This is a genomic window from Treponema succinifaciens DSM 2489 (assembly GCF_000195275.1).
GTDB lineage: Bacteria > Spirochaetota > Spirochaetia > Treponematales > Treponemataceae > Treponema_D > Treponema_D succinifaciens.
In genome coordinates this window covers 1,060,060-1,072,508 of sequence record NC_015385.1, presented here as the reverse complement: position 1 = coordinate 1,072,508, position 12,449 = coordinate 1,060,060, and the positions used below count along the sequence as shown (strand labels likewise).

Sequence of the window (12,449 nt, the reverse complement as noted above, 5' to 3'; positions counted from 1 at the left end):
AAACGGAAGACTACTTGTCCCCCCCCCGTCAAAAATCTTGCATTAAATATGGAAACATACATGAATTGTATCTCCGAATAATAAATTTATATTATTATATAGTTTTAAGATTAATTTGTATATAGAGAAGTTTTTTATGAAAAGAAACACTTATACATTTTTTCTTTATAAAAGATAAAATATATGATATTATAATATCTGTATATTGAAATCCTTGAAGGTAAATTGCTTTCAAAACAACAAAATAGATATAAGTGCAGATTTACTGTATGTAGATAGCATTTTAAATAAAAATATTTAACAAGGACTATATGAAAATATTTGCCATAATGCTCGTGAAAAACGAGGCTGACATAGTAAAAAGTGTTATTCTTGACGCAAAAACCTGGGCTGACAGAATATTCATAATGGACAACGGTTCAACCGACGGAACATGGGAAATCATACAGTCCCTTGCAGATGACATAGTTGTGCCATGGAAGCAGGATTTCAGACCTTATTCAAACGGACTTAGAGCAGATGTATTCAATGAATTCAGACATGAAGCAAGCGACGGAGACTGGTGGTGCTTTAAACTTGATGCAGACGAATTTTATTATGACAATCCAAAAGAATTTCTTGCGAAGATTCCTAAAAAGTATTCATTAGTTGCAAAACAATCTCTTGACTACGTTTTAACAACAGAAGATGTGGAAGAGTATGATTTTTCCGGAGATTTTGAAAAAGATAAAGAACATATAATGCATTTAAAGAATAGCTGCTGGAGCGAACCAAGATTCTTCCGCTATAGAAAATCATTAAAATGGAATTTTGACGCCACATCACACTACCCTAAATTCGCAGGACTTTTAGCGCCAGAGTTAATACTTGTAAAGCATTATCAGTTCCGCTCTCCAAAGCAAATGCAAGCAAGGCTTGATTTACGCAATTCACTTGCAAACAAAAAAGACGGAATTTGCTTCAGACACGTAAAAGAGACAAATTACAAAGAACTTTTAGCAGACAAAAAAAATTGCCTGCTTGATAACAACGACATAAAATCTCATGGGGGGGGGTACAGAGAAATACCTGTCCGCAATTCTTTACAGCAGCCACTGCTTAAAAGAATTATTCTGCGGATTGGAATTGCCTTAAAACTTTTCTAAGCAAAAAAAACATATCCGCAGCAAATGGACAAACTAAAAGTGCCCCTAAAATGTGGATATGAAAATCTTTGCGATAATGCTTGTAAAAAATGAAGCCGATATTGTTGGCTATGTTTTAAAAGAAGCTGAAAAGTGGGCTGATAAAATCTTTATAATAGACAATGGTTCAACCGACGGAACCTGGGAAATTATAAAATCCATGAAGAATGAAATAATCACTCCATGGAAACAAGATTTTGGCTCATTCAGAAGAGGAATGAGAGCTGATGTTTTTAATGAATTCCGACATCTTTCTACAAAAGAAGACTGGTGGTGTTATGCGCTGGATGCAGATGAATTTTATATTGAGAATCCCAGAGATTTTTTGCAAAGAATACCAAAAAGATTCTAATGGGTTTCTAAAAAATCTATTGATTATGTTCTTACAAAAGAGGATTTAAAAGAATATGATTTTTCTGGAAACTTTGAAGAAGATAAAATGTATATAAAATATTTAAAACCGACATGCTGGTCAGAAGGCAGATTTTTTAGATATAGAAAAAATATACAATGGGACAATGGAGTTGCAAGCCAATATCCTATGAATATCGGTATTATGGCACCAGAAAAAATACTTGTAAAACATTATCAATATCGAAGTCCGCAGCAAATAGAAAAAAGAATAAAAGATCGCGCAGCAACAAAGAAAAGAACTGATGTAAGCGCTTGGAACAGGATGCCAGAAACGATTGAAGATTCTTTATTTACTAGAAATGAATGTATATTTGACGAAAATAATATTAAATTCTATAAAAAGCTAAAGGTTGTTGATAAAATGAAGAAAAATATAATAAAAGATTTTCTTAAATTAATTTTAATAAAGCTAAGATTATATTGAATTTCACTTAAAAAACAAAATGCTTTTTCACTTCAAACTTTACGAATATTTTCTAGAAAAATAGTTGTGTTATATAGCAGTTGTAAATTACAACTGACAAGAAAATAGTTTTGTGTTAGAATAAGCACAGTAAAAATATTTTCTATTGGAGGGCTTAAAATGAGTGATATTGCATTTTCAACACTTACACAACAGATAAAAGAATGTTCTTATGATGAAAAAATAACGCTTTTATCATTTATTGCAGATTTGTTAAAACATAATCCGAAAATAGAAAAGAAGCCCAAAAGAAAACTAGGTGGCTTGAAAGGCAAAATCTTTATGACAGAAGATTTTGATAAAACTCCAGAATGTTTCAAGGATTATATTTAGTGTATTTAATAGATACAAACATTTTACTATTTAGTTTTGATCAAACAGAAAAACTTACAATTCTGAAATATCCAATAAAATCTATTTGGAAATAAAAACCATGAAAAACGAACCATTAGTATCTGTAATTATTCCGACTTACAACAGAAAAAATACAATTCTAGCCTCGGTAAACTCTGTTTTGAATCAGACTTACAAGAATATCGAGTTGATTGTTGTTGACGACTGCTCAACTGATGATACAATCGACATTTTGGAAAAAATCAATGATAAAAGGCTAAAAGTTATCAGACATCCTAAAAACAAAGGGCAAAATGCGGCGAGAAACACTGGCATAAAAGAAAGTTCTGGTGAATATATCGCCCATCACGACAGTGATGATATATGGCATCTGAATAAACTAGAAGTCCAGATGAATAAATTTCAAGAAGTTGATGCGGACATTTTATGCTGTCAGACTGCCGTAAACGATGAAGATACTCACAAATATTTATATAATCATCCGAATGAAAAATTAGTAAAAGAAGGTTTTGTTTCATATAAGCAATTATTGAAATACAACTGTACTACATCCCAGACAATCATTGGAAAAGCAGAATGTTTTAAATATGTTCTATTTGATGAAAACCAACCTAGATTTACAGACTGGGCACTCTCCCTTGATTTAGTAAAAAAATATAAATTATATTATCAGCAAGCAGTTCTTGTTGATGTCTACCAGCAAAAAGATTCCATAACAAAAAATCCTCAAAAAGGTGTAAGAGGAATGGAAATGCTTTTTGAAAAACACAAAGAGGCAATTCTTTCTGACCCGGAAATTGTCGAAAGTTTTTTTAGGAAAAAAGCATCTTTTGTCTGCAAAACAAGGAAAAATCCAAAAGATGAGATGAAAATAATTTTCAAATATAATCCAAATGCTGCAAACTTTGCAAAATATTTGCTGGCTGTTTTTAACCTTTATAAATTACTTTTTAAAATTAAAAACAGCTTATAAGATTTTTATTGAAGTTTTTGAATCATAGCCCAAAGGCTTTCAGCTGAATTGAAATTTTCAGGAATAATATCAGCTGGCGTAATTTCAATATCAAACGCATCATTTAGCTGAGAAATCAATTGGACAATGTCAAATGAGTCAAGAACAGCATTGTCAATAAGATTTTTTTCCGTAGAGAAATCTACATCAGGTTTAAGCTCTGTAAGAATTTCAAGTAATTTTTCCATAAATCAACCATCCTTATTATTATGAATTTATTTTATATGTTTCAAAACTTTGTCTTAAAATTTTATATTCCATTTTATCATAGGAAATCACACACGGCAACGCATGGCTTAAAAACAAATAAATGCCTTCTGTAACAGAATACGCGCCAATGTTTTTAAAAACAAGGAAATCGCCTATAGCAGGAGAATCAAGCGACAAACATTTTGTAATCACATCAGCTGTTGTGCAAAGAGAACCGCAAATTTCAAAACTGGCACATTTATCAGATTTCGCGTCAGTATTATTTTTTACAAGAGAAACAGGCGGAATTTTCATTCCCATTATCTGGCCATAATAATTCAAATGATTTATGCCGCCATCTATCAAGCAATAATTTACATCATTTGTAGATTTTAGATCCATTATCCTTGAAACATAAAATCCGCACGAAGATGCAATAAAACGTCCTGCTTCAATTGTAAATTTATATTTTGATTTTTCCAACAAGCCTGCAACAGCGTCAAAGTCATTATAGTTTTCAGAAAAATCTGGCTGCGCAAAATAATCAAATGAAAATCCCGGACCATATTCTATTTCATTGAATTCAATTCCAGACATTTTTTGAAGATTGTCACAATAATCCTGAATATATTGAATTTCAGTTTCTATTTTTTTTAATTTTTTTTGAGTACCTGAAAAATAATGAACGCCTCTAAAATTTACATTTTTTAACTGCTTTAAAATTTTCAGAGCATCCAAAACATCATTTTCTGACATTCCAAACTGGTTTCCGCTTGAAAGCCTAATTAAAACATTTTGAATGTAATCGCCATTTTCTTCATTTGCAACTTCTTTTAAAAATCGGCAATGTTCAAGAGATTCCAGCGTTATTGTGTTAACGTGCATTTTCCACGCATTTTTTATATCTTCTTTTGTTTTTACTACGCCGGAAAAAACAATATGATTAGGATTTACATTGTATTTATGGCAAATAGAAAGTTCCCCATTAGAACAAACTTCAAAAAGAATTTTCAAATCTTTCAAAGCCTGAAGTAAAAAAGCGTTAGCCTTTATAGCATAGCAAAGCTCAGCATTTTTAGGAAGCTTATTATTTAACAGCTCAATTCGATTTTTTAATATCTCAAAATCAAAAAGATAAAAAGGCGTTCCATATTTTTCTGCAAGTTCCTTAAAATTATGACTTTTCATTCATTAGTCCTTTTAAAATATTCTTATCAATTTTTCCATTTTTTGTTACAGGAAATTCTTTTATAAAAAGAAAATCAGCTGGAATCATGTATGCAGGAAGAATTGATTTCAGTTGAAAAACTATTTCTTTTTTTTCAGTTTGAGAGCCTGTATAAAAAGCAGTTATTTTATTTTCAAAAAAAATACAGCAAGCCCTTGATATTGTGCATATTTTTTCTATTCCTTTTTCAATTTCAGACAACTCAATTCTGTGTCCCATGTGCTTTATCTGATTATCTTTGCGGCCAAGATAGTAAAGATTTCCATCTTTTCCATAGCGTCCAAGATCGCCAGTTTTGTAGATTCTTTCAAAATATTTTTTGTTCAATGGATTCTGAATAAAAACCTCATTCGTTTTGCTATTATTTATGTAGCCAAGCGAAACACAAGTTCCAGACACGCAAATTTCACCTTTTGATTCAGTGTCATTTTCTGCTATAAGATTTTCATTTTCATCAATAAGTAAAATTCTTTCATTAGGGAACGGCTTTCCAATTGGAATATCATAATCATCTGGAATTTCATCTGGAATTATAAAATATGAACAGTTGCAGGTTATTTCTGTAGGTCCGAAAAGATTTACATATTTTGCATCTGGAATATATTTTTTCCATATTTTCAGCTGCTTTATCGGCATAACTTCGCCTGAAAACATAATCTTTTTTATTGACGTTGGAATTTTATAAGAAAATCCATTCAATGTTGAAATTATGCACAAAGCAGAAACAGCCCAGATAAGAGTTGTAATCTGATTCTCACAAAGGAAATCCAAAAGTTTTACAGGAAATGAAAAATACATTTTTGGGATAAGATAAACGGAAGCGCCTGTAAAAACTGCAGAAAAAATATCTTTCACTGAAACATCAAAATCAAAAGGAGCTTGATTAGCAATTCTGTCATCTGAAGTTATTTCAAAAATTTCAGTAAAACAGCTTATAAAATCTATAACAGAACGATGAGAAACTACAACGGCTTTAGGAACACCTGTTGAGCCAGATGTAAAATTTGCATAAACGGGTTCTACATCTATTATATTATTACGTCTTTTTTCATTATAGCAAATATTTTCCGCCAGCAAGTCTTCTATAAAAAGCGGCTGTGCACAAAGGTTCTGAACTTTTTTCTCTCTTTTTTTATCTGTTAGAATGAATGGAGTTTCAAGAGTTTTTATCATTAAATTTAAACGTTCATCTGGAAATGAAAAATCGAAAAAAGAATAAAAACAGCCAGCATATAAAGCAGCAAAAAATAATTTCACTGTAACAACTGATTTTTCACACATGACAGGAACAGCTGTTCCTTTTGGAAAATATTTTGCAATTGCACCAGAAAGAGATTTTGATTCATCAACAAGAGATTTCCAAGTAATAGAATCATTAACATCTGCAAACGCAACTTTATCAGGATATATTTCAGCTGTTTTTTCAAGATAATCAAGAACTGTATATTTCATTTTACAAGCATCCTTATTTTATTAATTTTAGATTAATACTGGGCATACATAAACACAGGATTTGACGGAGAAAATGACATAGAAAGAATAACGAGTATTAACGGAACATAATATGCGCTCCACCTAAATGCAATGTTTTTCTTTTGTATCGCAGTATACAAATCGACTTTATTTTCCTTTAGAAAACTTGTTATAAAAACAATAATCGAAGCTGAAATTATTAAAACAAGTTCAGATTCTACATATCTAAAACTACCGAAAACACTTTTTAAATAAGCTTGTGATTTGTAAATTTCTAAAGTGCCAAAATTAAAAAATGTCCGCTTCAAATACAAAAAGCATTTTTTAACATCTGTTATCCTGTCAAAATATGCGCCTATGTTAACAACTATAAAAGTTCTGACTATTTGAAAAACAACAAAACTTTTACTTTTTACATTAATATGAAGAATAGAAGATAATTTTTCAAAAGCCGGCTTAAACAAATCACTAAAAGCAATTACAAGACCATTATACAAGCCCCATAAAACAAAATGAAGTTCCGGCCCATGCCAAATTCCAACAAGAAGAAAAACCACAATATTTGCAATTCCAGCAGGAACAGTGCGCGCTAAATGCTTGCCAATTTTTTTGCCGCCATGCGCAGAAAAAAACTTTCCAATGTTCTGCATAAAATGAGTTAATGCAAGCGGATAAAAAACATAGTCTTTCATCCATAATCCCAAACTTATATGCCACCTTCTCCAAAAGTCCGCCAGGTTTCTTGCAAAATACGGCTGCTTAAAGTTCGGTTGCATTTCAAGCCCAAACAATTTTGAAATTCCTAGAACCATATCTATTCCGCCAGAAAAATCAGCATATTGATAAATTGAAAAAGCTAAAATTCCAAAAGCAATCAAGCTGCCAGGAAGATTATCATAAGGATGATCAAGAACAGAAGAAATTCGAGTATAAAGCAAGTCAGCAATGCAATATTTTTTCATTGCACCAAACAAAATCAAAAGCACACCATGCTTAATATTTTCAAAATCAAATTCATGCTCTTCTTTCAGCTGAATTCCAAGCTTGTCAAACCGATTAATCGGTCCCATTATCAACTGCGGAAAAAAAGAAACAAACGTAAAATATTTCAGGAAATTCTTTTCATTTTCATATTTTCCATTATAGATATCCATGAAATATGCAGTTGTCTGGAATGTATAAAATGAAATTCCAAGAGGAAGAAGAATGCCTCTAAAGCCGGAAAATTTCAGGAAATCAAAATTAAGTAAAAAACAATTGCCCAAAAAAGAAACAAATGCGTTCCAATATTTTAAATATGCCAAAAGACCAATATTTAATATTAGAACTATCAAAAGAACAATTCTTTTTATATGTTTTATATTTTCTCTTTCAACTTTAAAATCTTCTTTTGTTAAAACAGATTTTTTTTCTCTAAGCAAAAGATTGTATGATGTTATTTTTTTAGCTCCATAAAAAGTTAAAAAAGAACTAAATAAAATAAAAATAAGATTTACAGCTCCACTAAAAGCATAAAAGACAACGCTGGAAATTAAAATACAAATCCATTGAAATTTCTTTGGAAGTTTATAATAACAAAAAAGTGAAATTACAAGAAAAAAACAAAATGACCAAGTTCTAAAATTCATAAAATTTCCAAATTAAAAAGCTGTGTAGTCTTCTATAATAGTGTTATTAAGGATTCCGTCATAAAAACTTAAAATTTTTATTTTTCCAGAAGTTGCGGCAGGATAAACTATAATATTGTTGCTAGAATTTTCAAAAAGAATCTCTTCTTTTCCATCGTACAAAGCATAAACTGTATAAGTCACAAGCCCTCCCTCATGATTTATAACTGGTTTTATTTCGATTGATTTTTTATCAGGAGATTCTTTCAGCATTAAACCATAAATTTTTGGAAGCTGATTTTCAATTTTTTCAGAATAAGTTTTATAAAAAAGTTTGTCAGTTTCTATTTTTCCATTAAAGAAATCGCAAAAAACAGATGTAAATTTTTCTATTCCTGTTTTGTTCAGGTGATTGTCATCGCTGAAATCACAGTCTTCAAGATTTAAAAATTCTGGATGGCAAAGATTAAAATCATAATAGTCGTAACCAAGTTCATTTAAAAAAGAGCGTAAAAAAGAAACATATTCATCGTAATTGCCTTTTTCCATAAGGTAAAAATCGCTGCTTGGATTTGAATAGAAATCAATGCTTATATTGTTTTCTTTGCACAATTTCACAATTTTTCTAATAGTATTTTTCCATTCATTTGAAATATTTTTAACAGGGATTGGTTTTTCAAATCCAGACGAAAAAGTTCCATTGGCAATAACTTTTCTATCAAAAATACAACCTTTTCCTGTATAAAAATCTTTTCCAGAATATTCATACCGATAATAAGAGCCGTCTACTTTTGACTTTACTGTTTTAAAAATAACTGAAGGATTTAAATCCAGCAGCTTGTCTTTTCCAATTGGCAAAAGTGAATTCAAATAATATTTAGGACTTGTTACAGTAAGAAGATATTCAAGTTTTACCCTTGAATCTTTCAAATATTCCGAAACTAAATAAGCGCTTGTAGAAGGTGTTTTCTGAAAAAACGGAGTTTCACCTCTGCCGGCCACAGCAAAATCCATTTCCAAGAAAACTTTTTTTATTTTATATTTTCTTACTGCCGCGGATAAAATGGCATAAGTTCCATCTATGCCTTGAGAAGGTGTTCCTGTACAAAATGTATTCAAATTGAATTTTTCATCAGCTAATTTTGGATAAATTCCGTGGCTTACATGAGATGCGCCGCAAAAAATCACATCAATATTTTCTTGATTATTAAATTCATACATGAGAATTCTAGTATAAGCATCAGAATCATTTTTAATAAAAAAAGCTATTATTGAAGACAAAACAAAGAAAATAATTCCGAACAAAACAATTTTTACTGAAAGGACAAAGCGTCTCTGCATAATAGAAGAAATTATAACACATTTTTCATTTATATAAAAGAGCAGAGCATTTTTAATTTTCTAATAATTATCCCACTTGAAATCGTCAAAATCTTTTATCTGAACTTCGTATTTGTTGCGGAAAAATTTTTCTATGCTGCGGATTGAAAGCGGCGTTTTGTTTTTGTAATTCGGATTCAGATAAATGTAGGCGGAATAAAGGCTTTTGTAATATTTTGATCGCACGCTGTTGTCATCAATAAAAACAATTCCGGCAATGCTTTTTGAAACATCGCAGACTTTTATTTTTTCAGTTTTATAGGCGGAAGAATAATCTTTTGCAGGAAAATCATTTTTGGCAAGCTCCATAAAAGTGCGGCGGCTCAACGAGCGGTAAAACATATTATTGAAATTTCCAAAGTCCACAGTTTCTTCATTGAACCAAGGATTTTTTACCATTGTTATAAGCGAATATTCGTTGTCCACAAGCTTGTTTCCGTAGTCAAGGAATTTGTATCTATAAGCCTGAGCCATTGCGAACGGAGAATAATCTTTTACAGTCAAAAGCTCGCCCGGCCAGCTGATTCTAAAATTAAACGCAAGTCCTGAATCAGAAAAATACGAAACAAAATTCTGATTCTTCTTCACTGCATTTTTCAAAAGCCGCTCAATCTCGTGCCGTTTTGAAACAAGGGAATTTTTCACATCAAGATAGTCAAGACTTGAAAGGTTGTCTACGCCGATTAAAATGTTTTTCTTAAATTCCTTTGCGGCATAATTTTCCACCGCTTCAAAAATCCGGTCAAAAATAATCTGATGCACACAGTTGAACGACTTTACATCAGTAAAAAGATTTTCATTTTTAAGTGAAAGGCACAAGTCAATGTCGATTTTTTCTTTCTGTCCGTTTTTAGCCGGAATGCTTTCCTTGTGCCGCTTTATTTCAAGAAGATTTATATAAGAAATTCCAAGGAACTCTGAAAACTGCGAATAAAAATCCAAAGCCACAAGCTCGCTGTAAGGTCCTGCCCAGCCTGAATCTTTCGCCTCGCCAAGATTTTTTACACGCTCGCAGATTGTGTTTAACGCATCTTTATTGTCCTTGAATTTTTCATTTAGCCGGGTAAGGCGGTTTATAAAATTGAAGGCAAACATATTCAGCGGATAAATGTTAAGAGGCTGAATGCATTTGTTTGTGTTCCGTCTTTTCTTGATGATTTTTCTTACACCAAAAATATCGCGGATTATTTTTTCAAGATTTTCAACATCTGTCATAATAAAATCCTGAACCCTAAAACGCATTTTGTCAAACAAATTATTTGAAATTCGCCAGCACAATAATACAAAAAAAACAAGCCCCGGAATTTTTCCAGGGCTCAATAATTATCTTGCGTATTCAATAATGCGGGTTTCGCGAATCATTGTAATTTTGATTCTTCCAGGATAACGCAAGTCAGTTTCAATCTGCTTTGCAATCTGCTTTGCAAGATCTTTTACCTGCTCATCTGGAATTTTATCATTGTTTACAAGAATGCGAAGTTCACGTCCAGCCTGAATTGCATAGGCCTGCTCTACTCCGTGGAATTTCTTTGCAGTTTCCTCAAGATTCTCAAGACGCTTAACATAGTTGTCTACAGTTTCTCGTCTTGCTCCCGGACGGGCTGCGCTTATCGCATCGGCAACTTGAACAATAACAGCTTCTATTGTCTGAGGCTCGCAATCGTTGTGGTGCGCTTCAATTGCATTGACTACTCGAGGATCTTCGCCCATCTTGCGTGCCATTTCCGCACCAACTTCTGCATGGTTCTGGTCGCTGTCATTTTCCGCGCCTTTTCCAATGTCATGAAGCAATGCCGCGCGTTTTGCAAGTTCCCTGTTTGCACCGACTTCTGCGGCAAGAATGCTTGCAAGCTCAGCAACTTCCTTTGAGTGCGTAAGAACATTCTGTCCGTAGCTTGTTCTAAAGTAAAGGCGGCCGATAGCTCTTATCGCTTCCTGGCTCATGCTGTGCAGACCAAGCTCAAACAAAGCCTTTTCGCCTTCCTCGTAAATCTTCTGCTGAATTTCGCGGGTAACCTTCTGAACAATTTCTTCTATACGAGCCGGATGAATTCTTCCGTCGATAATAAGACGCTCCAAAGCCACACGCGCAATTTCCTTTCTTACAGGATCAAAGCAACTGATAACAACGGCTTCCGGCGTATCATCAATAATAATGTCAACGCCAGTCAAAGTTTCCAAAGAACGGATGTTGCGGCCTTCGCGTCCAATAATGCGGCCCTTCATTTCGTCACTTGGAAGAGAAACTGTCGCGACTGTGATTTCGCTTGTAGTTTCTGTTGCAATGCGCTGAATGGCGGAAACAAGAATTTCCTGCGCTTTTTTTTCTGCATTAAGCTGAGCTTCCTGATCAATCTTGTTCAGCAAAGACTGAGCGTCATGGCGGGCGTCATTTTCAAGGTTCTTGATTATAAGAGCCTTTGCTTCTTCCGCAGTAAGCCCCGAAATTCTTTCAAGCTCCACCCGAAGCTTTCCTTCTTCTTCAGAAAGAACAGCCTCGCGCTTGTGAAGCTCCGCTACATTTAGAGCAAATTCCTTGTCGCGCTTTTCAAACTCCTGATTTCGTTGCTCCAGAAGCTCTTCTTTTTTGTTTACACGGCTTTCATAACGCTGTAGTTCTGTACGGCGTTCACGGTTCTCCCTTTCCTGCTGATTACGGTCCTGAATGAGTTGTTCTTTTGCCTGAAGAAGAATCTCTTTTTTCTGAGCTTCCGCTTCTTTTATTGCATCTTGTTTAACGCGCTCGGCTTTTTGCTCCGAGGCGGAAAGTTGAAATCTGGCATAAACCCAGCGAATTGTCCATCCAAGAAGTATTCCTGCTACAGGGAGAACAATGAACAATATCAAATTCATTGACATTTCATTTTCTCCTATCATTTAGTTAGAATAATTGATTTATTATAGTAATATATAAGAAAGAGAATGTCAAATACTATAGTTTATTATATAGAAGAAAATAACTTTTAAAAGCAAAATAAATCCTGAAAATCTCAAAAAGACGAATTCTGAATTTTATACTTTACTGTCATTATCTGGCTTGACCCGACAATCCCATAGAACTAAAGATTCCCGTGTCAACGTCCGCCTTGCGGCGCACTGCACGGGAATGACAGTCAAGTTAAACAATGGTTTTTAATAAAACTCA

At 33.0% G+C, this 12,449-nt stretch carries 12 protein-coding genes; 5 read left to right on the top strand and 7 right to left on the bottom strand.

Annotation, left to right across the window (positions count from 1 at the left end):
- Nucleotides 1-311: 311 nt before the first annotated feature.
- The 5 genes from TRESU_RS05105 to TRESU_RS05090 all read left to right on the top strand — a co-directional run bounded on the left by TRESU_RS05105 (nt 312) and on the right by TRESU_RS05090 (nt 3,388).
- A complete protein-coding gene (locus TRESU_RS05105) occupies nt 312-1,145 on the top strand; it encodes a glycosyltransferase family 2 protein (RefSeq protein ID WP_013701220.1) in 834 nt (277 codons plus the stop codon).
- A 58-nt stretch (nt 1,146-1,203) separates the two neighbouring features.
- A complete protein-coding gene (locus tag TRESU_RS14195) occupies nt 1,204-1,536 on the top strand; it encodes a glycosyltransferase family 2 protein (protein WP_013701219.1) in 333 nt (110 codons plus the stop codon).
- 87 nt (nt 1,537-1,623) lie between these two features.
- Nucleotides 1,624-2,022, top strand: coding sequence for a hypothetical protein (locus tag TRESU_RS14190; RefSeq protein WP_013701218.1), 399 nt, complete (start codon nt 1,624-1,626; stop codon nt 2,020-2,022).
- 159 nt (nt 2,023-2,181) lie between these two features.
- Nucleotides 2,182-2,394: a DUF2281 domain-containing protein gene (locus TRESU_RS05095; protein ID WP_013701217.1), complete on the top strand. Its 213-nt coding sequence runs from the start codon at nt 2,182-2,184 to the stop codon at nt 2,392-2,394.
- A gap of 100 nt (nt 2,395-2,494) precedes the next feature.
- Complete coding sequence (locus TRESU_RS05090; RefSeq protein ID WP_013701216.1) at nt 2,495-3,388, top strand: glycosyltransferase family 2 protein; 894 nt, start codon at nt 2,495-2,497, stop codon at nt 3,386-3,388.
- A gap of 5 nt (nt 3,389-3,393) precedes the next feature.
- On the opposite strand, the gene TRESU_RS05085 is transcribed toward TRESU_RS05090, so the two are convergent.
- The 7 genes from TRESU_RS05085 to rny all read right to left on the bottom strand — a co-directional run bounded on the left by TRESU_RS05085 (nt 3,394) and on the right by rny (nt 12,157).
- A complete protein-coding gene (locus TRESU_RS05085; protein ID WP_013701215.1) occupies nt 3,394-3,615 on the bottom strand; it encodes an acyl carrier protein in 222 nt (73 codons plus the stop codon).
- A gap of 19 nt (nt 3,616-3,634) precedes the next feature.
- Nucleotides 3,635-4,804, bottom strand: a complete 1,170-nt coding sequence (locus TRESU_RS05080; RefSeq protein ID WP_013701214.1) for a diaminopimelate decarboxylase family protein — start codon at nt 4,802-4,804, stop codon at nt 3,635-3,637.
- Nucleotides 4,791-6,296: an AMP-binding protein gene (locus TRESU_RS05075; RefSeq protein WP_013701213.1), complete on the bottom strand. Its 1,506-nt coding sequence runs from the start codon at nt 6,294-6,296 to the stop codon at nt 4,791-4,793. The genes TRESU_RS05080 and TRESU_RS05075 overlap by 14 nt, the downstream gene beginning before the upstream one ends.
- Before the next feature lie 32 nt (nt 6,297-6,328).
- On the bottom strand, nt 6,329-7,945 hold the full coding sequence (locus TRESU_RS05070) for an MBOAT family O-acyltransferase (protein ID WP_013701212.1): 1,617 nt from the start codon (nt 7,943-7,945) through the stop codon (nt 6,329-6,331).
- A gap of 12 nt (nt 7,946-7,957) precedes the next feature.
- A complete protein-coding gene (locus TRESU_RS05065; RefSeq protein WP_013701211.1) occupies nt 7,958-9,265 on the bottom strand; it encodes a hypothetical protein in 1,308 nt (435 codons plus the stop codon).
- Nucleotides 9,266-9,325: 60 nt separating this feature from the next.
- Entirely contained in the window at nt 9,326-10,519 is a 1,194-nt protein-coding gene (locus TRESU_RS05060) for a hypothetical protein (protein ID WP_013701210.1), read from the bottom strand.
- 108 nt (nt 10,520-10,627) lie between these two features.
- Complete coding sequence (gene rny / locus TRESU_RS05055) at nt 10,628-12,157, bottom strand: ribonuclease Y (protein ID WP_081454807.1); 1,530 nt, start codon at nt 12,155-12,157, stop codon at nt 10,628-10,630.
- Nucleotides 12,158-12,449: the final 292 nt, after the last annotated feature.